The following is a 22,051-nucleotide window of genomic DNA, read 5'->3' as shown; positions in this document are numbered from 1 at the left end:
ACCCGGCGACGGCGGTAACCCGCGATCAGCGTTGCTCGAGCAGCGCGGCGGGGACCCAGGCCTCGACGAGCACCGTCCCCTGCGGCCCGGCGACGGCGTAGGTCACCCGGCCGGACCAGCCGCCGTCGGACTGCCGCCACTCGACGAGCAGCCCCGGCCACACGCCGGGGGCGCCGGGCGGGTCGTGGACCCAGCAGTGCCGGCCACGCGCGCGGCCCTCCCGGGCGGCCGTGTCCACCGGGCGGGGCGCCGTCGGCGCCTCCGGCCGGGCGACGCCCGAGCGCGCCGCGCGCTCACCGAGGGAGCGACCGGACCGCCCGGGGTGCATGCCGCCAGCCACGGGCAGAGTGTGGCACGAGGTCGAACACCTGTTCGGCACGAGCGCTCCGGCGGGCGGCGGGGTCGCCCCGGGCCGGGCGGACACGACCCTGCGGCAGCGCCGTCCCGGTGGCGGACGGGTGACGCAGCGGCGCGCATGATCTCCGTTGGGCGTGTCATCGATCGCTCACCTAACGTCACCGACGTGTCCACGTCGCGCCTGCGGCGTCCGGTCGTCCCTGCCGCTCCCCGGAGGTCACCACCGTGCACGCACCAGCCCGCCGTCCGGGCCGCGGGGCCGCTCGCGCCGCCGTGGGCGCCACCGCCGTCTCCCTCGCCGTCGTCGTGTTGCCGGCCCCGGCGTCGGCCGCCCCGACCGCGCCGTACGTCTCGGAGATCCACTACGACGACGTCGGCGGCGACAGCGGGGAGTTCTTGGAGGTCACCATCCCGCCCGGCACCACGTCCGCGGGCCTGTCGGTCGTCCTCTACGACGGCTCGGGCGGCGCCCCCTACGCGACGCTCGACCTGCCGGCCGTTCCGGCGCCGGCCGGTGCGCCGGCGCAGGTGCCCGCGACGGACCCCTGCGAGGTCCCCGCGGGCGAGGTCACGGCGATCGGCGCGGTCCAGGGCAGTGGCGCGGCGACGCCGCTGGCCGGGCAGGCGGTCACCGTGCGCGGCACCGTCGTGGGCGACCTGCAGGGCGAGGGCGGCCTCGAGGGCTTCCACCTGCAGGACGCCGGGGACGGCGACACCGCCACCTCCGACGGCGTGTTCGTCCTCAGCACCCTCCCGGTCGCGCTCGGCGACGAGGCGGCCGTCACGGGCGTGCCGAGCGAGTCCTTCGGCCAGACGCAGGTCACCGCGCCCACCGACGTCACCGTCTGCGGGGACGACCTGCTGCCCGAGCCACAGGCCGCGTTCCTCGACCTGCCCGCCGGGGACGACGTCCGCGAGCGGCTGGAGGGGATGCGCGTCGAGCCGGCCGACGACCTCACCGTGAGCGAGGTCTTCGCGCTCACCCGCTTCGGCGAGCTGACGCTGTCCGAGGGCGGCGTCCTCGTGCAGCCGACCGAGCTCGCCCGGCCGGGTACCGAGGAGGCCGCCGCGGTCGCCACCGCCAACGCCGCCCGCACGGTCCTGCTCGACGACGGCCGGGACGACTCGACCAGCGTGCGCGACCGGCCGTACCTGTCGCCGTCGTCGCCGGTGCGGGTCGGGGACGTCGCCCGGTTCGAGGAGCCGCTGGTGCTGGGCTACGGCTTCGGCGAGTGGCGCCTCCAGCCGGCCGACGGCACGGCCGACGGCGTCCTCGCGCCGCAGAACACGCGGACCGGGGCTGCCGGGCCGGTCGGCGGCGACGTGCGGCTGGGCACCTTCAACGTGCTCAACTACTTCCTCACCTGGACCGGCCCGGACGCCCGCGGCGCCCGCAACGCCGCTCAGTTCGACGAGCAAGCCACCAAGATCGTCAGCGCGATCAGCGCGCTGGAGGCCGACGTCGTCACGCTGCTCGAGGTCGAGGACACCGACTCCACCGGCTGGACGCCCGGGAACGCCGACACCGCGCTGGCCGACCTGGTGGACCGGCTCGACGAGGCCGCCGGGGCGGACGTGTGGGCGTACGTCCCGATGCCGCGGGAGCTCTACGCCGTCGACCGCGACGTCATCCGCAACGGCATCGTCTACCGCACCGACGTCGTCCAGCCGGTCGGGGAGCCGGCCGGCCTGGCCGACGAGAGCGTGTGGGCCAACGCCCGCGAGCCGCAGGCCCAGACGTTCAGCAAGGACGGCGACGCCGTCACCGTGGTGGCCAACCACTTCAAGTCGAAGAACGACAGCGAGCCGCCGCAGTCGGGCAACGACAACGCCGACTCCGGCGACGGGCAGGGGGCCTTCACCGGCGACCGGGTGCGGCAGGCGCAGTCGGTCGCCGCCTTCGCCGGGCGGCTGGCCCAGGAGACCGGCGACCCCGACGTCGTCCTCATGGGCGACCTCAACGCCTACACCCGGGAGGACCCGGTCGAGGTCCTGCGGGGAGCCGGGTACACCGACCTCGGCGAGGAGTTCGACCCCGGCCGGTACAGCTACGTCTTCGACGGGCTGTCCGGCTCGCTCGACCACGCGATGGCCGGCGCGTCGCTGACCGCCAAGGTCGAGGGCGTCTCGCACTGGGCGATCAACTCGGTCGAGTCGGCCGCCTACCAGTACACCGGCGACCCGGACCTCTACGCCGGCGACCCGTACCGGTCCAGCGACCACGACCCGCTGGTCGTCGGCATCGACCTCGAGGAGCGCTGCCAGGGACTCGTCCCGACGATCCGCGGCACCGAGGGGGACGACGTGCTGCGCGGCACCGACGGCCGCGACGTGGTCATGGGCCACGGCGGGGACGACGTCCTGCACGGCGGCAACGCCGACGACGTCCTCTGCGGCGGCGCCGGACGGGACACGGTCGCCGGTGACAACGGCGCCGACGTGCTGGTCGGCGGCCTCGGGGACGACGTCCTCGAGGGCGGCAACGGTGACGACGCCCTCATCGGCGGCCCCGGCGAGGACGTCCTCGAGGAGGGGCGGGGCAACGGCACGCGGCAGCCTGAGGGGCCGGAGTCCTGAGCGAGGACCCTCCTGACCCCCACCCCCGGCCCCGTCCCGAGGCTCCGGCCCCCTGCAGGGTCCCACCGCGAGCTTGCGAGTGGTGGGGGGCAGGGGGTCCTTCAACTGCAGGAGGGCTCCATCACGTCGCCCGGCCGGCGCGGACCCGCATCGGGGTCCGCACCGGCCAGGTCTCAGGAGCCCGTCACGCCCTCGGCGAGGGTCCGGGCCACGGTCTGCAGCAGCGGGTGCCCCGGCAGGTCCTCCACGGTCACCGGCAGCGGCAGCGACCAGTTGGGCCGGTCGGTCGTACCGGGCATGTTGGGGCGGCGCCGCTCGCCGACGGCGTCGTCCAGGGTGGCCGACAGCAGCAGTGACGGGGCCTGCGCGAGCAGCTCGTGCGCCCGCTTCACCGCCGTCTCGGGCCTGGCGTTCTTCCGCAGGCCCGGCACCTTCTCCAGCAGCGACGTCCGGCCGCGCTCGAGCTCCTCGTCGGTCCCGGTGCCGCGCTCGCGCTGCTCCTCGAGGTCCGCGCCGGTCCACAGCCCCGCCACGGTGGGCAGGTCGTGGGTGGTGATCGCGGCCATCGCCGTCTCCGGCCACGCGGCCGGCGGCTCCTCCTCGAACCACAGCAGCCGGTAGCTGAGGATGCCGTGCTCGGCCATCGCCTCGCGGACGCCCTCCTCGACGGTGCCCAGGTCCTCGCCGACGACGACGGCCCGGGCGCGGGAGCTCTCCAGCGCGACGATGCCGAGCAGGTCCTCGGCCGGGTAGCGCACGTAGGCGCCGTCCGCAGCGCTCCCGCCGGCGGGCACCCACCACAGCCGGAACAGGCCCATGACGTGGTCGATCCGCAGGCCGCCGGCGCCGGCCATCGTGGCTCGGATCGACTCGACGAAGGGCTCGTAGTCCGCGGCGCGCAGCTGCCAGGGGACCAGCGGCGGGGAGCCCCAGTCCTGGCCCTGCGCGTTGAAGGCGTCCGGCGGGGCGCCCACGGTCGCGCCCTGCGCCAGCACGTCCTGCCAGGTCCAGGCGTCGGCACCGCCGCCGGCGACGCCGATCGGCAGGTCCTGGATGACGGTCATGCCCTCGGTGGCCCGCTCCAGCTGCAGGTGCAGCGCCCACTGCAGCCACGCGTGGAAGGCGACGTCGCGCTCGTGCTCGGCGGCGAAGTCCCCGACGGCGCTGCTGCGCGGGTCGCGCAGCTCCTCGGGCCAGGTGTGCCAGTCGGGGCCGTGCGCGTCGGCCAGCGCGCTCCAGGTGGCCCAGTCCTGCAGCTTCTGCCCCTGGTGCCACCACCACTCGGGGAAGGCCGGGTCGTCGCGGCCGCCGGCGTCGAAGACCCGGCGCAGCGCCTCGCGCTTGCGGGCCCAGATCGCGTCGCGGTCGATCAGCCCGCCCTCGTTGAGCGCCCGGCCGGCGTCGGACCCGAGGTCGACGGCGTCGGCGCCGGGCACCTCCTCGACGCGCAGGTAGACCGGGTTGCGGAAGCGGCGGGTGGCCGGCAGGTAGGGGCTGGCCTCCTGCTGCGGGGTCGGGGCGACGGCGTGCAGCGGGTTGATGAGCACGAACCCGGCGCCCTGCTGCGCGGCCATCTCGCGGACGGCCCGCAGGTCGGCGAGGTCGCCGATGCCCCAGCTGCCGCGGCTGCGGGTGGCGTACAGCTGCACCGCCCAGCCCCAGGCGCGCTCGTCGGGGAGCCAACACCGGCCGGGGGAGACGACGAGCCGGCGGCGCGGGCCACCGGGGGCCTGCAGCCAGTGGTAGCCGAGCGGGAAGTCCTCGGGCAGCTCGCCGTCCACGTACCGGGTGGAGCCGTCCTCGAGGGTCACCTCGGCCTCGTCCACCTCCAGCACGTCGCCGGGGCGGGCGACGATGGGGGCGCGGTCCTCGAGGTCGGCCGGCGGGGTGCCGATCACCTCGCGCAGGCGCTCGATCGTGGCCTCGGAGACCTGGTGTTCCTCGTCGAGGGCGTCGAGCCAGGTGGCGTCGATGCCCCACTCGTCGGTGCGGGGAGTGCGTGTCACCCCCCGATACTCCCCAGCGCACCCGCCGGCCACACGGCAGGCCGCACGTGGTGCCGCTCTCCCTCGCCTCCGACATGCTGTGGCGGTGGTCACAGGTTCATGACGGTTCGCCGCTCCGGATGACAGGCGTGGAACCGCGCAGCAGGCTCCGGACGACGGCGCTCACCGTGGCGTCCCCGTACGAGTGCACCCCGTGGAGGTATGCATGAGACACCCCCGGTCATCCCTGCCCGTCCTCGCGGCGGCGTCCGCCGTCCTGCTCACCGGCTGCGTGGCCGAGCCCGGGGAAGAGGGCGGAGCGGCAGCCGAGGCCTACCCGGCCGAGGACATCACCCTCTACGTGCCGTACGCGCCCGGCGGCCCCACCGACCTGGCCGCGCGGACCGTCGGCGACTGCCTGGGCGCGGACTTCGGCCGGACCGTGGTGGTCGAGAACCGGGAGGGCGCCTCCGGGTCGCTCGGGATGCAGGCGATGATCCAGGGCGGCACCGACGGCTACAGCCTGTCGTTGATCGCCGTGCCGGCGTCGGCGACCAACCCGCTGCAGGAGGACGTCGGCTACACCAACGACGACTACGTGCCCATCGCTGCGGTCACCGAGATCCCCTCGGTGCTGGCCGTGGGCCAGGGGTCGCGGTTCCCCGACGCGCAGGCGCTGATCGCCGAGGCCCAGCAGAACCCGGGCCAGGTGACCGTCGGCGTGCCCGGCGCGACGACGTCCCAGGCCATGGAGCTGCAGCGGCTGGCCGAGCAGTACGGCGTCGAGCTGTCGCTCGTCCCGTTCACCGGCAACGCCGAGATGACCACCGCGGTGCTCGGCGGGAACGTCGACGCGATCTTCATCAACGCCTCCCAGGACGTGCTCGAGAACATCGAGGCCGGCAGCTTCGTGCCCCTGGCGATCAGCCCGGAGGAGCGGGTCGACTACCTGCCCGACGTGCCGACGCTCGCCGAGCTCGGCTTCCCCGAGCTCACCAACAGCGTGTCGGTCTTCGGGCTCGCCGCTCCGGCCGGCACCCCCGACGAGGTCCTGCAGACCCTCGAGGACGGCGTCGCCGCGTGCCTGGAGAAGCCGGAGGTGGTCGAGGCCCTCGGTGACCAGTACGTGCCCGACCAGTTCATCGGCCGGGACGACTTCGAGGCGCGGATCGACGAGATCGTCGAGGTCTACGGCCCGCTCCTGCAGGAGTAGGCACCGATGACGTCCGGGTGCCGGTCAGTGCCCGCCCGACCCCGGTCCGGGGCTGGGCAGCACCTCCTCGGCGGTGGCGAGGAAGTTCGCCAGCACCGGCGAGGGATCGCCCGCGCGCCACGCGAGGGCGATCGGCACCCGGACGTCGACCCCGCCGGCGATCGGGGTGAAGACGACGCCCTCGATCTGCAGCGTCTCGGCCGACGCGGGCATCAGGGCCACGCCGACCGCGGCACCGACCAGCGCGACGACGGTGTGCGTGTCCGGCGCCTCCTGGACCACGCGGGGGGTGAAGCCCGCGCTGAAGCAGGCGTGCACCGCGGCGTCCCGCAGGGCCGAGCCCTGCATCGAGACGTAGCTGACGAAGTTCTCGTCGGCCAGGTCGGCCAGGTGGACCTCCGGTTGGCCGGCCAGCGGGTGGTCCACGGGGAGCACGGCCATCAGCGACTCGTTGAGGAGGACCCGGCTGGCCAGCGGCCCCGCCGGCACCGGTGCGCGCAGGAACCCGACGTCGATCCGGCCGTCGAGAAGTGCGCTCACCTGGGCGGCGCTGAACACCGACGGCCGCAGCTCCAGCCGGACGAGCGGGTAGCGCCGGCGGTAGGCGCGCGCCATGCGGGGGAGCAGCCGCCAGGTGATCACGCCGGTGACCCCCACGCGCAGCTCACCGCGCTCGCCCCGTTCGGTGACCAGCACCGACTCGCGGGCCAGCTCGGCCTCCCGCAGGACGCGGTGGGCGTGCATGAGGAACACCGTGCCCGCGCTGGTGAGCCGCACCTGCCGGGTGGTCCGCTCGAGCAGCACCGCGCCGACGTCCTGCTCGAGCTGCTTGACCTGCTGGCTCAGCGCCGGCTGGGCGACGTGCAGGCGGCGGGCCGCCCGGCCGAAGTGCAGCTCCTCGGCGACGGCGGTGAAGGCCCGCAGGTGGCGCAGTTCCACGGAACCTCCCGATTGATGCGCACGCCTTATGAGCGGCGCGCCGATCTGGAATTGGACCACGAACAATGACCGCTTCTAGTGTCGGGTGCCACACCCGGCCGCGACCCGACGAGGAGCCCATGTCCACGTCTGCTCCAGCACCGGCACCCGCACGACACCCCCGGTCCGCCCGGTCCCAGCTGCACCGGATCGCCCCGCTCCTGCTGCTGGCCCTGGGGGTGGGAGCCCTGCTCATGGCTCGGGACATGGGCCTCGGCGAGTTCACCGCGCCCGGCCCTGGTCTGTGGCCGGCCATCGTGGCCGCGCTGCTGACCGGCACGGCCGTCGTGCTGCTGTTCCTCGACCCCGCGGAGGACTACGAGCCCTGGACGGCCGGGACGGCGCGCATCGTCGCGGGCCTGGCCGGCCTGGCCCTCTTCGTCGTCCTGTTCCAGACGATCGGCTTCGTCGTCCCGGCGTTCCTGCTGCTGCTCGCCTGGCTGCGCTTCCTGGGCGGCGAGTCCTGGCGGATGGCCCTGGTCCTCGCCGTGGCCGGGGCGGTCGTCCTCCACCTGGTCTTCGTGGTCGCCCTCGGCGTGCCGTTCCCCGCGGGCCCCGTCGACCAGCTGCTGGGGGCATGACGGTGGGCATCTTCGACGGCATCGCCCAGGGCTTCGCGGTCGCCCTCGACCCGATCAACCTGCTCTACGTCTTCGCCGGGGTGCTGATCGGCACCGTCATCGGCGTGCTGCCCGGTCTGGGCCCCACCGCCACGATCGCGCTGCTGCTGCCGCTGACGTACACCATCGAGCCCGCGACCGCGGTGATCCTGCTGGCCGGCATCTACTACGGCTCGATGTACGGCGGGACGATCACCTCGGTGCTGCTGCGCCTCCCGGGTGAGGCGGCCTCGGTCGTGACCACCTTCGACGGCTACCAGATGGCCAAGCAGGGCCGGGCCGGGCCGGCGCTGGGCATCGCTGCCGTCGGCTCGTTCGTCGGCGGCATCCTGTCGGTCCTCGGGCTGATGCTGCTGGCCCCGCCGCTGGCCGACCTGGCGGTCTCCTTCGGCCCGCCGGAGTACGTCGCGCTGACCGCGCTGGGCATCCTGCTGGTCACCTACCTCGGCAGCGGGAGCCCGCTGAAGAGCCTGTCGATGGCGGCGCTGGGCCTGCTGCTGGCCACCATGGGGCAGGACCCCATCACCGGCACCACCCGGTTCACGTTCGGCTCGGTCGCGCTCTTCGACGGGCTGGACTTCGTCGCGGTGGCCATGGGCCTGTTCGGGGTAGGGGAGATCCTGCACAGCCTGGAGCGCACGGAGAAGGTGCAGGCGGTCACCAAGAAGATCAAACACATCTGGCCGACCCGCAAGGACTTCAAGGACTCCTCGGGGGCCATCGCCCGCGGCTCGGTGCTCGGCTTCGTCATCGGCGTGCTGCCCGGCGGCGGCGGGGTGATCTCCTCGCTGGCCTCCTACGCGCTGGAGAAACGGCGCGCCAAGGACCCCAGCCGCTTCGGCAAGGGCGCGATCGAGGGCGTGGCCGGGCCGGAGACGGCGAACAACGCCTCCTCCACCTCGGCGTTCATCCCGCTGCTGACCCTCGGCATCCCGGCCAACGTGGTGCTGGCGCTGATCTTCGGTGCCCTGCTGGTGCAGGGGATCACCCCGGGTCCGCAGCTGATCACCGAGGAGCCGGAGATCTTCTGGGGCGTCATCGCCTCGATGGTCGTCGGCAACGTGATGCTGCTGGCCCTGAACATCCCGCTGGTCGGGGTCTTCGTGCAGCTGCTCCGGGTGCGGGCCGGCATCCTCGCCGCCTTCGCGCTGCTGGTGACCATGGCCGGCGTCTTCTCGGTCAGCAACGACTCCTTCGACATGTGGGTCGTGCTGGTCTTCGGCGTCATCGGCTGGCTGATGAAGAAGACCGGCTTCGAGCCCGGTCCGCTGGTCCTCGCCTTCGTGCTCGGCGAGATCATGGAGCGGGCGTTCCGGCAGTCGATGCTGCTGTCCGGCGGCAGCCTCGGCATCTTCGTCACCCGGCCGCTGTCCGGCGGCCTGCTGGCCGTCATGGCCGCGGTGGTCATCCTCAGCCTCGTCATGGCCCGGCGGCGGCGTGCCGCGTTCCGGCAGGTCGACCCCGAGGACGAGTTCGGCCGCGAGGACGGGACCGGTCCCGTCGAGGGCGAACCCGGCCTCAGCGCCGAGCCGGCCACCGGGCGCAACGCACGGCACACGTCCGACAGCACCGACTCCGACGCCGCGTCGACCCCTGGAGAACGATGAGATCCCTGCGCTCCCTCGCCGCCCTGCTGGTCACCGCCGCCGCCCTCGCCGGGTGCGCGGAGGACTCCAGTTCCGTCGCCGCCGCCGACTACCCGTCGGAGGACGTCCGGCTGCTGGTGCCCTACACCGCCGGTGGCCCGACCGACATCGCGGCGCGGGCGGTCGGTGCGCACCTGGAGCAGGAGCTCGGCCGGCCGGTCGTGGTCGAGAACCTGCCCGGGGCCTCCGGTGCCACCGCGTACGTCGAGATGATCTCCGCCGAGCCCGACGGCCACACGCTGTCGATGACGGCCCTGCCGACGGCGGTGCTCAACTACCTGTCCAACGACGTCGGTTACACCCGCGAGGACCTCGCGCCGGTCGGCGTGGTCACCCAGGTGCCCTCGGGCATCGTCGTGCCCGCCGACTCCCCGTACCAGGACGTGGAGTCGCTGTTCGAGGCCGCGCGGCAGGACCCCCAGGCGATCACCGTCGGGACGCCGGGCGCCACCAACACCCACGCCGCCGAGACCCAGCGGATCACCCAGCTGTACGACATCCCCCTGACCGTCGTCCCCTTCGAGGGCAACTCCGAGGTGCAGACGGCGCTGCTGGGCGGCAACGTCACCGCGGGCTTCGCCAACCTCTCGCAGGACCTCCTCCCGGCGATCGAGGCCGGTGACCTGCGGGTGCTGGCCGTCGGCACCGACGAGCGGCTGGACTACGTCGACGCGCCGACCCTGGTGGAGGCGGGCTATCCGGAGCTGACCCAGAGCACCACGACCTTCGGCGTCATCGCGCCCGCGGGGACGCCGGAGGAGGTCGTCGCCACCCTCGAGGACGCCCTGCGCAGCGCCAGCGAGGACGAGGCGGTCGTCGAGGCCCTGGACCCCCGGTACGTGCCGGAGGAATTCCTGGGCAGCGCGGAGCTCGCCGACCTGTTCGCCGAGACGGAGGAGACCTTCCGTGGCGTCGTCGGCGACTGAGGCGACCGGGGCCGCGGGCGAGGACCGGTCCGAGACGGGCGCCGACGCCCTGGTCGCGGCTCTCCAGGACCTCGGCGTGCAGACGGTGTTCGGGCTGCCCGGCGTGCACAACCTCGCCGTCTGGGAGGCCGCCGACGCGGCCGGCCTGCAGGTGGTCGGGGTTCGGCACGAGCAGACCGCGGTGTACGCGGCCGACGGGTACGCCCGCGCGACCGGCCGGCTCGGCGTCGCCGTCGTCACCACGGGGCCCGGGGCGGCGAACACCCTCGGTGCCACCGGGGAGGCGATGGCCTCGGGTGCGCCGGTGCTGGTCGTGGCGACCGACATCCCGTCGACGCTGCGGCGCCCCGGCGTGTACCGCGGCGTCCTGCACGAGACCCGTGACCAGGCCGCGATGTTCGCCCCGGTCACCAAGGCCACCGTCGTGTCGGCGGCGGCCGGGGACCTCTACGCCGATACCGTCCGCGCCGGCTCGGTCGCCCTGCGGCCGGCCACCGGGCCCGTCTACCTCGGGGTCCCCACCGACCTGCTGAGCGCACCGGCGGGCCGCCCCGAGCGCGCGCCGGCGCCGCCGGATCCGCAACCGCCGGTGGACGGCGACCAGCTGGCCCGCGCCCGCGAGCTGCTCGCCGGCGCCCGCCGCCCGCTGGTGTGGGCCGGTGGCGGGGCGCTGCGCTCCGGGGCCGGCGACCTCGTCGGCGAGCTCGCCGAGCGCCTGGCCGCCCCGGTGGTCACCACCTTCGCCGGACGCGGCCTGCTGCCGCCCGACCACCCCTGCCTGGTGCCCGGCCCGCCGCACGTCCCCGCGGTCGGCCGGCTGTGGGACGAGGCGGACCTGGTGGTCTCCCTGGGCAGCGACCTCGACGGGACGAACACCCAGAACTGGGCCATGCCCCGCCCGCCGGCGCTGCTCGCGGTCAACGTCGACCCCGCCGACGCCGCGAAGAACTACCCGGCCGACGTCGTGGTGACCGGCGACGTGGCCGCCGTGCTCACCGCCCTGCTCGACGGCCTGCCGCAGCGGGAGGACCTGCCCGCCCTCCGCGAGACCCTCGACGCGACGGCCCGGGAGGTGCGGGCGCTGGTGCGCGCGGACGAGCCCCAGGCCGAGGCGCTGCTCGACACGCTCGACCGGGTCTCCGACCGGACGGGGGTGTTGCTGGCGGACATGTGCATCGCCGGCTACTGGGCCGCCGCCTTCGCCCGGGTGCCCGGACCGCGGCGGCTGGCCTACGCGCTGGGCTGGGGGACGCTCGGCTACGCCTTCCCCGCCGCGATCGGCGCCGCGCTGGCCGGCCGGGGGCGGGCCGTGGCCCTCGTCGGGGACGGCGGCTTCCTGTTCGCCTGCGGAGAGCTCGCCACCCTCGTCCAGGAGCAGCTGCCGGTCACGACGGTCCTCGTCGACGACGGCGGCTACGGGATGCTCCGGTTCGACCAGGTGCACTCCGGTGTCCCGACCCGCGGCGTGGACCTGGCCACCCCGGACTTCGTCGCCCTCGCGCGGTCCTTCGGCGTGCCGGCCCGCGCGGTCGACGGCTTCGGCGAGGAGTTCGCCGCCGCATTGTCCGAGAGCCTCGACGCCGCCGGCCCGGACGTCCTGGTGGTCCGGGCGGCCCTCACCCCACCGCCGTCCACCTCGCCCCGCTGGTACCGGCGCCGCCAGGGGGGCTCGTGATCGACAAGCGGGTGGCCACGCCAGCCGAGGCCGTTGCCGACATCGCCGACGGCGCCACCGTGCTCGTCGGGGGTTTCGGCAACTCCGGCGTCCCCGTCGAGCTGGTGCACGCCCTGCTGGAGCAGGGAGCCCGCGACCTCACGGTGGTCACCAACAACGCCGGCAGCGGGGAGACCGACATCGCGGCGCTGATCCGCGAGCACCGGGTCCGCCGGATCATCTGCTCCTACCCCCGCTCGGCCGGCTCGGTGTGGTTCGAGCAGTTCTGGCGGACCGGCGACATCGAGCTGGAACTCGTCCCGCAGGGCACCCTCAGCGAGCGGATGCGCGCGGCCGGCGCCGGCCTCGGCGGCTTCTTCACCCCCACCGGCGCGGACTCGCTGCTCGCGGAGGGCAAGGAGGTGCGGGTCCTCGACGGCCGCCGCCAGGTCTTCGAACGGCCCCTGCCGGCCGACGTCGCGCTCATCAAGGCCGACCGCGCCGACCGCTGGGGCAACCTCGTCTACCGCACCGCGGCCCGGAACTTCGGCCCGACGATGGCGACGGCGGCCGCGCTCACCGTCGTCCAGGTGCGGCAGTTCGTGGAGCTGGGCGAGCTCGACCCCGAGGCCGTCGTGACGCCGGGCATCTTCGTCGACCGCGTCGTGGAGGTGGCTCCGTGAGGGGCACGAGACCGACGAGCGCCGGCGAGGAGGGCACGTGATCGAGCTCACGAGGTCACGCAGGGGCACGGCATCCGCGGGCACGAGACCGACGAGCGCCGGCGAGGAGGGGTCGTGATCCGCCCGCTGTCCCCGGCCGACGTCGCCCGCCGGGTGGCCCGCGACATCCCCGACGGCTCCTACGTCAACCTCGGGATCGGCCTGCCCACCCTGGTCGCCGACGTGGTGGGGCCGGACAAGGAGATCGTCTACCACAGCGAGAACGGCATCCTCGGGATGGGCCCGGCGCCGGCCCCGGGTCAGGAGGACCCGGAGCTGATCAACGCCGGCAAGCAGCCGGTGACCCTGCTGCCGGGCGGCTCCTTCTTCCACCACACCGACGCGTTCGTGATGATGCGCGGCGGCCACCTGGACGTCTCCGTGCTGGGGGCGTTCCAGGTGTCCGAGACCGGCGACCTGGCGAACTGGGCCACCGACGAGGCGGCGCTGCCACCGGCCGTGGGCGGGGCGATGGACCTGGCCGTGGGCGCCCGGCGGGTCCTGGTCGTGACCACCCACACCACGCGGGACGGGCGCCCCAAGCTCCTGTCCCGCTGCAGCTACCCGCTCACCGCCGCGGCGGTCGTGGACCGGGTCTACACCGACCTCGCGGTCCTCGACGTCGGCCCCGAGGGCTTCGTCGTCCGGGAGGTGGCGCCCGGCGTCACGCCCGACGCCCTGCAGGCCGTGACCGGTGCCGCGCTCCGGTTCGCACCCGACCTCGCCGTCGTCCACCCCGACTGACCCCACCCCGACGCCCCTGGAGGCAACGATGCCCCGTTCCGTCCGGACCCTCGCCGCGCTGACCGCCGTCGGCCTGCTCACCGCCTGCGCGGAGCAGGGAGGGAGCGCGGGCGGCGACGCGGCCGCCTACCCGAGCGAGGAGATCCGGCTCCTCGTCCCGTACGCGGCCGGCGGCCCCACCGACCTGACCGCCCGCGCGTACGGCACCTCGCTGGAGGAGCAGCTGGGGCAGACCGTGGTGGTCGAGAACCTGCCCGGCGGTTCCGGGGCGCTCGCCACCCAGGAGCTGATCGGCGCCGCGCCCGACGGGTACACCCTGTCGCTGGTGACCGCGGGGACGCTGGTCCTCACCCCGCTGGCCAACGAGGTGGGGTACAGCAAGGACGACGTCACGCCGATCGGGGTGATGTCCGAGGTGCCCTCCGTCCTGGCGGTCGGCGCCGACTCCCCCTACCAGGCCGCCGCGGACTTCTTCACGGCCGCCGAGCAGCAGCCGGGCGTCCTCACGGTCGGCGTGCCGGGCGCCTCGACCCCGCAGGGCATCGAGCTGCGGCGGCTGAGCGAGGAGTACGGCGTCGAGGTGACGGCGGTGCCGTTCAACGGCAACGCGGAGATGACGACGGCGCTGCTCGGCGGGAACGTCGACGCCGTCCTCATCAACGCCTCCTCCGACGTCACGGCGAACATCGACGGCGGGCAGTTCCGGCCGCTGGCGGTCTCCTCGGAGGAGCGGCTGTCCTGGCTGCCGGACACGCCCACCCTGGTCGAGTCCGGCTTCCCGGAGCTGACCCTGTCCGGGTCGACGTTCGGCCTCGCCGGCCCCGCCGGGATGCCCGAGGAGGTCGTCACCGTCCTCGAGGACGCGCTGCGCACCGCGCACGACGACCCGGCGGTCGTCGAGCAGGTGGGCGAGGAGTACATCGACGAGGAGTTCCGCGGCGCCGACGAGCTGCAGCAGGTCCTCGACCGCACGCAGGAGGTGTACGAGCCCCTCCTCGGCTGACCGGTGTTGACCCTCCAGCGGCTGGAGGGTGCATGGTCGGTGGCGTGGACGGAACGGCGCTGACCATCGGGGAGCTGGCCGCGCGGCTCGGCGTCCCGGTGCGGACGGTCCGCTTCTGGTCCGACGCGGGCCTGGTGGACCCGCCGGCCCGCTCGGCCGGCGGCTACCGGCTCTACGACGCGGCGGCGGTGGCCCGGCTGGACCTGGTGCGGACACTGCGCGAGCTGGGTCTGGGACTGCCGGCCGTCCGGGAGCTGCTGGCCCGGCGGTGCACGGTGGCCGAGGTGGCCGCCGAGCACGTGCGCGCGCTGGACGCCGAGATCCGGCTGCTGCGGCTGCGCCGCACCCTGCTGAGGTTCGTGGCCGCGGCGGGGACGACGACGGAGGAGATGGGGATCGTGCACGACCTGGCCACGCTGTCCGCCCGGGAGCGGCAGCAGCTGATCGACGAGTTCGTGGCCCGGGCCTTCGAGGGGGTGCCCGAGGACGCGCCCGGCGCCGGCATCGCCGCCGGGATGCGCACGCTGCCGGCCGAGCTGCCCGAGGACCCGACGCCCGAGCAGGTCGGCGCCTGGCTGGAACTGGCGCGGCTGGCGGCCGACCCCGCCTTCGCCGGCCGGGTGCGGGAGATGGCCCTCGCCGGTGCCGGGGCGACGCCGGAGGAGCCGGACACGCTGGGCGCCGACGCCGGCCGCATGGTGTCGCTGGGCCGGCGGGCGCTGAGGGACCGCGTCGCCCCCGGCAGCCCGGCGGCGGAGGCGCTGGTCGTCGAGTGGCTGGGGGAGGACGCCGGCGACCGGGAACGGCTCGCCGACCGGCTGGCCACCTTCACCGACGCCCGGGTCGAGCGGTACTGGCAGCTGCTCGGCGTCCTGAACGACTGGCCGCCGTTCGAGCCGTCGGTGCCGGCCGTGGAGTGGTGGATCGCGTCCCTGCGGGCCCGGTGAGCCGGTGTCCTCCTGGCTGCTGGTCCACCCGCCGCTGCTCGGCCCGGCGGTGCTGCAGCCGCTCGCCGCGGAGCTGCGCCGGCGGGGGAGGGAGGTCGCCGTTCCGGACCTGCGGTCGGCGGTCGCGACCGCCCCCGGCTGGCCGCAGCGGTGGATCTCCGCCGCCGCGGCGGCCGGGCCGGCGGAGGTCGTCGTCGGCTTCTCCGGGGCGGGGATCGTGCTCCCGGCCGTGGCGGCCGCGGTCGGCGCGCGGCGGGCCGTGTGGCTCGACGCCGTCCTGCCGGCCGGCGCCTGGCCGGACGACGTCCGGGAGCTGACCGCGCCGCTGGTGCGCGACGGCCGGATCGCCGACTGGACCACCTGGTGGGGGCCGGACGCGATGACCGGCCTGCTGCCCGACGAGCGGTTGCGGGCGGCGGTGCTGGCCGAGGGGCACGAGCTGCCGGCCGACTTCTACGACGTCGCCGTCCCGGTGCCCGACCGATGGCCGGACGACGACGTCCGGTACGTGCACCTGTCGCCGGCCTACGCGGCGGAGGCCGCGGCCGCGCGGGCCCGTGGCTGGACGGTCGTCGGGAACGGTGCCGGTGAGCACCTGGACGTCGCCAACGAGCCGGCGCGGGTCGCCGACCTGATCGGCTGACCGGGCTCACCCGAGAGGGTGGAGCCGGCGCCGTCCGCTCAAGGCGCCTGCCCGGCCGGCCGACGACCGGGGTGACGCGCTCCGGAGGACGGGGACGCGCTCGGACCGGAGGCCAGCAGTGGACGACGCACCGGCACGGCCCCCTGCCCGCCGCCTCCGGGTCCCGGTCCTCTCCGGGGTCCTGGCGGCCGCGCTGGCCGCCGCCCACCTCCTCGTCGAGCGGGCCTCGGCGGGCGACCCCGAGCAGGTGCTGCTGCACGTGCTGCTCAGCGGCACCGCCGCCGCGGGTGCGGCCGCCCTCGCCGCCCGGCGGGTGCGGCGCACCGAGGCCGACCTGGCCGCGCTGGCCTTCTCCGACGCCTTGACCGGGCTGGCCAACCGGGCGCTGTTCACCGACCGGCTCGAGCTCGCACTGCGCCGCACCGCGCGCAGCGGCGGCGAGGTGACCGTCGTCTTCGTCGACCTCGACGGCTTCAAGGCCGTCAACGACACCCTCGGTCACGCCGCCGGGGACCGGCTCATCCGCGAGGTGGGCGCGCTGCTGCAGTCCGCCGTCCGCTCCGAGGACACCCTCGCCCGCCTCGGCGGCGACGAATTCGCCATCCTCGTCGAGCGCTCGCCCGGCGCAGAGGAGGCCACCCGGATCGCCGAGCGGGTGCTCGCCGCGCTCACCGGCCCGGTCGACCTCGGCGGGCAGCGGGTCACCGTCTCGGCGAGCATCGGCATCGCCACCGGGGACGTCGCGGCGACGGCGTCGTCCCTGCTGCGGGACGCCGACAACGCCATGTACGGGGCCAAGGGCGCCGGTGCCGGCCGCTACGTCGTGTTCGACCCGCAGATGCGCTCGGCCGCCGCGGAACGCCGCCGGCTGGAGGCCGACCTGTGGGCCGCCGTGGACGGGGAGCAGTTCCGGCTGGTCTACCAGCCCGTCGTCGACCTGGGCAGCGAGCGGGTCACCGGCTTCGAGGCACTCCTCCGCTGGGACCACCCGCTCCTCGGCGTGGTGCTGCCCGAGCGGTTTCTCCCGGTGGCAGAGGAGATCGGGCTGGTGCCCGCCATCGGCCGGTGGGTTCTCAGCCAGGCGTGCACGGCCGCGGCCGCCTGGCGCCGCGACCACCCGGCCGCGGCCGGCCTGTCGATGGCGGTCAACGTCTCGCCGTCCCAGCTCGGGTCGCCGGGCCTGCTCGCCGACGTCCGGACGGCGCTGGCGGTCAGCGGGCTGCCGCCGTCGGCGCTGGTCCTGGAGCTGACCGAGTCGGTGCTGGTGCGCGACCCGGTGCTGGCCGCCGAGCGACTGCACGAGCTGCGCAGCCTGGGGGTGCGGGTCGCGCTCGACGACTTCGGCACCGGCTACTCGTCGCTGTCGCACCTGCGGCAGTTCGCCGTCGACATCCTCAAGATCGACCGGTCGTTCGTGAGCACCATCGACGAGGCCGGGGCGATGCCGGCCATCCTGCGCGGGCTGATCGCCCTCGGCCACACCCTCGACCTGGAGATCGTCGCCGAGGGCATCGAGCAGGAAGGCCAGCGCACCCACCTGCGCGACGGTCAGGTGGCCTCGGCGCAGGGCTACCTGTTCGCCGCGCCGCTGGAGCACACGGACGCCGAGCTGCTGCTGCTCGGCGGCGCCAGCAGGCCCACCGAGGGGACCGGCACCGCTGCTCCCGCCTGATCGTCCGTGGGGCGGCCGCGCGCCCACTGGTCACGGGCTTGCCGTCGCCCGGCGCGGCGTGTCTGCGCGTGTCGCCCGCACCAACCCCGTGGTCACCATGTCGACCGACGTCTTCGCTGGTCAGCCGCCGGAAGTGTCGTACCCCCGGCCTACCGTAAGGGCATGTTCCCCGGTGGTCTCGGCGTCGGCCTGACGGTGGCCGACCTGGCGCCGCCGTCGCCGGAGTTCGGGCCGCCGATCACCTCCCCACCGGCACTGGCCGAGGTGCTGCCCGTGTACGCGCGGACGGCGGAGGAGAAGGCCGCCGAGCTGCAGCGGGTGGGGCAGCTCAAGGCCGCGTTGGCCGCCTACGAGGTGGAGCTGGTGGCCGCGTTCGCCGCCGACCGGCCGGCGTCGCTGGACCGGCAGCCCGGCCAGCCCGGTGCGGCTGCGGGCCCCGGGTCCGGCTCGGTACCGGGAGTGGGCGCGCCGGAGGGAGTGTCGGAGTTCTTCGTCGACGAGCTGGCGTTGACGCTGAACTGTGCCCGGGCGACGGCCACGGTGCTCACCGAGCACGCGCTGACGTTGGCGCAGTCGCTGCCGGCCACGCTGGCGGAGCTGGCGCGGGGCCGGCTGGACTGGCCACCCGCCCGGACCATGGCCGAGGAGCTGGGGGAGAAGGTGCGCGGCACCGACCCCGCGGTGATCGCCGAGGTCGAGGCCGCGGTCCTCCCGGAGGCGGCCGGGTTGTCGATCCGCCGGCTGCAGGACCGGCTGCGCGCCGAGCTGGCCGCCCGGGATGCCGCCGCGTCCGACCGGGCGCGCGAGAACGCCCACCAGGCGGTGACCGTGCGCCGTCGGCCGGTGGGCGACGGCGTCAGCGAGCTGATCGCCGGCATGACCGACGAACTGGCCGCCGCCTGCCAGGCGAGGATCGACGAGCCGGCGCGGCGGGCGCAGCAGGCCGGCGACGACCGGCCGATCGGGATGCTGCGGTTCGGGGTGCTGGCCGACCTGATCCAGCGGCCCTGGGCGGCGCCCGAGCCGGTGGCCGCGCACCTCGACGTCCAGGTCCCGCTCGGCGCGCTCACCTCCGACCGGTTCCTCGCCGGCGGCTCCCCGCTGCCGGCGGCCTGCACCCGGCCGGGCTCGGTGGCCGAGCCCACCGGCGCGGTGGCCGGGGTGCCGATCACCGCCGCGCACGTGCGCGAGCTGCTCGCCCAGCTCGACGCCATCGGCCTGACCACCCCACCCGGTGGATCGATCGGCTTCTCCTTCACCGACGACCGCGGCGCCCTGAGGGCGGTGGCCACCCTGCGCGAACGGCCCGCCGCGGCTGCCCGGCCCATCCGGCGGCCGACTGCGGTTGTGCGGTCATCCAGCGGCCGCCGCCGACCGGCGCCTCCGCACCCACCGCCGCCCAGCGGCGGTTCATCCGCACCCGGGACCGCACCTGCCGGCACCCCGGCTGCGCCAACCGCGCCGGGTGGGCCGACGCCGACCACGTCATCCCGCACGCCCGCCGGCCGGCCCACCGACTGCGCCAACCTGTGCTGCCTGTGCCGCCGCCACCACCGGCTCAAGACCTTCGCCCCGGGCTGGACTTACGCCATGACCGCCGACGGGATCCTCACCGTCACCACACCCGCCGGCATCACCCGCACCAGCCGACCACCGGGCCTGCACCTCACCGGACCTCGCGTTCTGGCCAGCCCACCCGACCGGCCACCACCGGCACCCGACCCCGCCGACGACCCACCACCCTTTTGAAGCCTGTCCTGCTGACCATGCAAGTCACCGCCCTCGTCCTTGAAGGCGGCCTAGGGGACACCCGGCGCCGCCTGGCGACCCACTCAAGAATTCACCTTCCGAATGGACGGCAGGGAGTTGGCGGTAGCAGGTCAGCGCACAGGCCCCCCGACGACGCGTGTCTGCAAGGTGGACAAGAGACTGCCTCGCGCTGTAGGCCGCCGAGCCACGGTCAGTCTGCGATGTCCCGGAGCGCCGCCGCTCGGACCTGTTCCTTCGACGAGGTGAATGCTCGTGCGGAGATCGCGACGTTGCTGATGACGATCAGGCCGATGCCGATCCATTCGTTGAGGTCGAGGGCTTGGTGGAGCACCAGCCAGCCGGCCAGGGCCGCCCAGACGGGGTTGATGCTGGTGAAGGTGCCAAGCATCTGGGCGGGTACTCGGCGCAGGGCGAGCAGGTCGGCGACGTAGGGCGCGATCGAGGACATCAGCCCGCAGGCGACGGCGAGGGCGATGGCCGCGGCAGTGGGGGCGTGGAAGGCGAACCAGGTCACGGCGATCGGAGTCCAGGCGGCGGCGGTGACGAGGCTGGCCACAGCGGTTCCTTGCAGGCCGGGGAGCCGCTGGCCGAGGGTGCGGTTGAGGAGGATGTAGGAGCCCCAGGCCAGCGCCGCGAGCAGGGCCAGGGCGATGCCGATGAGGTTGGCGGTGGGGCCGGGGTTGGTCAGCACCACCACGCCGATCCCGGCCAGGGCGGCGCAGGCGATGTTGAGTGCCCGTCGTGAGCTGGCGATGGCGACGGTGAGCGGGCCGAGGAACTCCAGGGTGACGGCCAGGCCGAGCCCGATGCGCTCGATCGCGGCGTACAGGCTGAGGTTCATCACGCTGAACACGACTACCAGACCGAGGACCGGCCACCACTGGTCCTGGCGCAGGCCACGGAGCTTCGGGCGCACGATCGGCGTCAGGACGAGGGCGGTGACGAACTGGCGGACCGCGACCACGCCGACCGGACCGATGGTCGGGAACGCCAACGCACCCAGGGCGGCGCCGGTCTGGTTCGACGCCGAGCTGGCGAGCATCAGCGCGATGCCGGCACCGCGCTGACGCGAGGTCGCCGTGGCAGCAGAGAGCTGCTGGCCGCCGACAGGCGTGTTGTGCGCGCGTTCTGCGGTGTCGAGGATGTCCATACGCCCACGGTAGGGTCGCGGCCCTGCATGACCCTAGTGCATGTTTTTGCCCTGCCATACGCTCGGATTATGGAGTGGGGTCTCCGAGAGCTGCGGTTCTTCGTCACCGCCGCGGAGGCGGGGTCGTTCACCGAGGCCGCCGCGCAGTTGTACGTCTCGCAGGCGGCGGTCTCGCGCACCATCGCGGGCCTGGAGAAGACCGTCGGGGACCGGCTGTTGCGGCGGGTGCCGCGAGGGTGCGAGCTCACCAGCACCGGACAACAGGTCTTGCCGTATGCCCGGAGGGTGCTGGCTGAGGCGGAGAGGTTCACCGAGTTCCTGACCTCGCGCCACGACGTCCTGCGGCTGGGGTACGCGTGGGCGGCGCTCGGGCGGCACACCGCGCGCCTGCACCGGGACTGGGCTCAGTGCCATGATGCGCTTGAGCTGGAGCTGGTCCGGCACAACTCGCCCACCGCGGGCCTGGCCGAGGGCCGGTGCGATGTGGCGATCGTGCGGCGACCGGTCGATGAGAAGCGATTCGACTCCCTGGTGGTGGGGTTGGAACGCCGGCTGGTTGCCTTCGCCTCCGATGACCCGCAGTGGTCGCGACGGCGCCAGCTGAGCATGGCCGAGATCGCCGACCGCACCGTGATCATCGATCCCCGGGTCGGGACCACCAGCGGCCAGCTGTGGCACGGCGCCGACCATCCGCCCCAGTTCATCGAATCCACCGACGTCGACGGCTGGCTCGACGCCATCGCCGCCGGGCGTGGCGTGGGAACCACCGCCGAGGCCACTGCGCACCACCACCTGCGCCCCGGGGTGGCCTACCGGCCCATCAAGGACGGCCCCCGCATCCCCGTCAGACTCGCCTGGTGGCGCGACCACCCCCCCAACGGCCTGGGCGATCTGGTCGATGCGATTACTCGGCTCTACGCGACTACCTAGCTGCGCGCCCCACCACGGTCCGGCGGAGGCGGCCTCGTCCGTCCGGGACCGAGCCGTCCGTGGACGCCAGAACGACGAGTCGTGACCCACAGCGCCTCCGGCGGCTTCCGTAGTCGTCAGCGCCCCGCGCCCCGGATGTCCCTGCTCGCAGCCTTCGCGTCCCTCTGTCCCTAGGTGGGCCGCTCTCTATGAAGACGGGGGCCGCTGTCTAGAGCGGTGGTGCTGGATTCCCGCGTAGTTGGCCTTGGGCCGTCGATCCCGCTGCAGGTCCAGGTGGAGCGCCCGCAGCCGCGCAGCGGCGAGGACGAACGACCTGGACGTGCAAGGGCTCGGCGGCAGGATGACCGGCCGCGGGAAGGAGGAACGAACTACGGCGTGACTCGGTCCGGCGGTGACCGGCCGGGCGGCTGGGGAGCCGGGCTCATCTCTCTATCGCCTCCTCGCGGGGAGGATCAGGTCGGGTCGGAGGGGCTTCGCTCCGGTGGCGCATCTCAGGGACGGGCCGTCTACGCGG

Annotated in this window: 18 protein-coding genes; 14 read left to right on the top strand and 4 right to left on the bottom strand. The window is 74.5% G+C overall.

What is annotated here, in order from left to right:
• Nucleotides 1–25 precede the first annotated feature (25 nt).
• Nucleotides 26–340, bottom strand: a complete 315-nt coding sequence (locus tag BUB17_RS09915; RefSeq protein WP_244277103.1) for a hypothetical protein — start codon at nt 338–340, stop codon at nt 26–28.
• A gap of 242 nt (nt 341–582) precedes the next feature.
• Here BUB17_RS09915 and BUB17_RS09910 point away from each other — a divergent pair, with 242 nt between their 5' ends.
• Nucleotides 583–2,934, top strand: coding sequence for an ExeM/NucH family extracellular endonuclease (locus BUB17_RS09910; protein WP_072917339.1), 2,352 nt, complete (start codon nt 583–585; stop codon nt 2,932–2,934).
• Between the two features lie 173 nt (nt 2,935–3,107).
• On the opposite strand, the gene malQ is transcribed toward BUB17_RS09910, so the two are convergent.
• Nucleotides 3,108–4,940, bottom strand: coding sequence for a 4-alpha-glucanotransferase (gene malQ, locus BUB17_RS09905; RefSeq protein WP_072917337.1), 1,833 nt, complete (start codon nt 4,938–4,940; stop codon nt 3,108–3,110).
• Between the two features lie 205 nt (nt 4,941–5,145).
• On the opposite strand from malQ, the gene BUB17_RS09900 reads away from it, so the two are divergent.
• On the top strand, nt 5,146–6,132 hold the full coding sequence (locus BUB17_RS09900; RefSeq protein ID WP_072917320.1) for a tripartite tricarboxylate transporter substrate binding protein: 987 nt from the start codon (nt 5,146–5,148) through the stop codon (nt 6,130–6,132).
• A gap of 24 nt (nt 6,133–6,156) precedes the next feature.
• Here the strand turns inward: BUB17_RS09900 and BUB17_RS09895 are convergent, their stop codons facing one another.
• Complete coding sequence (locus BUB17_RS09895; RefSeq protein WP_072917317.1) at nt 6,157–7,071, bottom strand: LysR substrate-binding domain-containing protein; 915 nt, start codon at nt 7,069–7,071, stop codon at nt 6,157–6,159.
• A 119-nt stretch (nt 7,072–7,190) separates the two neighbouring features.
• On the opposite strand from BUB17_RS09895, the gene BUB17_RS09890 reads away from it, so the two are divergent.
• The 11 genes from BUB17_RS09890 to BUB17_RS09840 all read left to right on the top strand — a co-directional run bounded on the left by BUB17_RS09890 (nt 7,191) and on the right by BUB17_RS09840 (nt 19,436).
• Nucleotides 7,191–7,691: a tripartite tricarboxylate transporter TctB family protein gene (locus BUB17_RS09890; protein WP_072917315.1), complete on the top strand. Its 501-nt coding sequence runs from the start codon at nt 7,191–7,193 to the stop codon at nt 7,689–7,691.
• On the top strand, nt 7,688–9,337 hold the full coding sequence (locus BUB17_RS09885; protein ID WP_083606235.1) for a tripartite tricarboxylate transporter permease: 1,650 nt from the start codon (nt 7,688–7,690) through the stop codon (nt 9,335–9,337). The genes BUB17_RS09890 and BUB17_RS09885 overlap by 4 nt, the downstream gene beginning before the upstream one ends.
• Nucleotides 9,334–10,302, top strand: a complete 969-nt coding sequence (locus BUB17_RS09880; protein ID WP_072917312.1) for a tripartite tricarboxylate transporter substrate binding protein — start codon at nt 9,334–9,336, stop codon at nt 10,300–10,302. Before BUB17_RS09885 ends, BUB17_RS09880 begins: the two co-directional genes overlap by 4 nt.
• Entirely contained in the window at nt 10,283–11,977 is a 1,695-nt protein-coding gene (locus BUB17_RS09875; RefSeq protein ID WP_141242974.1) for a thiamine pyrophosphate-binding protein, read from the top strand. Before BUB17_RS09880 ends, BUB17_RS09875 begins: the two co-directional genes overlap by 20 nt.
• Nucleotides 11,974–12,639, top strand: a complete 666-nt coding sequence (locus BUB17_RS09870) for a 3-oxoacid CoA-transferase subunit A (protein WP_072917310.1) — start codon at nt 11,974–11,976, stop codon at nt 12,637–12,639. Before BUB17_RS09875 ends, BUB17_RS09870 begins: the two co-directional genes overlap by 4 nt.
• Nucleotides 12,640–12,753: 114 nt before the next feature.
• Nucleotides 12,754–13,422 carry a 3-oxoacid CoA-transferase subunit B gene (locus tag BUB17_RS09865; protein ID WP_175561326.1) on the top strand — a complete coding sequence of 223 codons (669 nt, stop codon included), beginning with the start codon at nt 12,754–12,756 and terminating at the stop codon, nt 13,420–13,422.
• Nucleotides 13,423–13,450: 28 nt separating this feature from the next.
• Nucleotides 13,451–14,425 (top strand): tripartite tricarboxylate transporter substrate binding protein, encoded by a 975-nt coding sequence (locus BUB17_RS09860; protein ID WP_072917307.1) that lies wholly within the window; start codon nt 13,451–13,453, stop codon nt 14,423–14,425.
• 32 nt (nt 14,426–14,457) lie between these two features.
• A complete protein-coding gene (locus BUB17_RS09855; protein WP_072917305.1) occupies nt 14,458–15,372 on the top strand; it encodes a MerR family transcriptional regulator in 915 nt (304 codons plus the stop codon).
• Between the two features lie 4 nt (nt 15,373–15,376).
• The gene (locus tag BUB17_RS26785; RefSeq protein WP_072917302.1) at nt 15,377–16,015 is read left to right on the top strand and encodes a hypothetical protein; all 639 of its coding nucleotides are present in this window, start codon (nt 15,377–15,379) and stop codon (nt 16,013–16,015) included.
• Between the two features lie 118 nt (nt 16,016–16,133).
• Entirely contained in the window at nt 16,134–17,687 is a 1,554-nt protein-coding gene (locus BUB17_RS09845) for a putative bifunctional diguanylate cyclase/phosphodiesterase (RefSeq protein WP_072917298.1), read from the top strand.
• A 162-nt stretch (nt 17,688–17,849) separates the two neighbouring features.
• Entirely contained in the window at nt 17,850–19,436 is a 1,587-nt protein-coding gene (locus BUB17_RS09840; protein WP_072917296.1) for a DUF222 domain-containing protein, read from the top strand.
• Between the two features lie 211 nt (nt 19,437–19,647).
• Here the strand turns inward: BUB17_RS09840 and BUB17_RS09835 are convergent, their stop codons facing one another.
• Complete coding sequence (locus tag BUB17_RS09835) at nt 19,648–20,607, bottom strand: EamA family transporter (RefSeq protein ID WP_072917293.1); 960 nt, start codon at nt 20,605–20,607, stop codon at nt 19,648–19,650.
• Between the two features lie 69 nt (nt 20,608–20,676).
• On the opposite strand from BUB17_RS09835, the gene BUB17_RS09830 reads away from it, so the two are divergent.
• On the top strand, nt 20,677–21,537 hold the full coding sequence (locus BUB17_RS09830; RefSeq protein WP_072917725.1) for a LysR family transcriptional regulator: 861 nt from the start codon (nt 20,677–20,679) through the stop codon (nt 21,535–21,537).
• Nucleotides 21,538–22,051 lie beyond the last annotated feature (514 nt).

The organism is Geodermatophilus obscurus (assembly GCF_900143215.1).
GTDB lineage: Bacteria > Actinomycetota > Actinomycetes > Mycobacteriales > Geodermatophilaceae > Geodermatophilus > Geodermatophilus obscurus_A.
The sequence above is the reverse complement of the archived record's forward strand: the minus strand, read 5'-3'. Positions and strand labels throughout refer to the sequence as shown.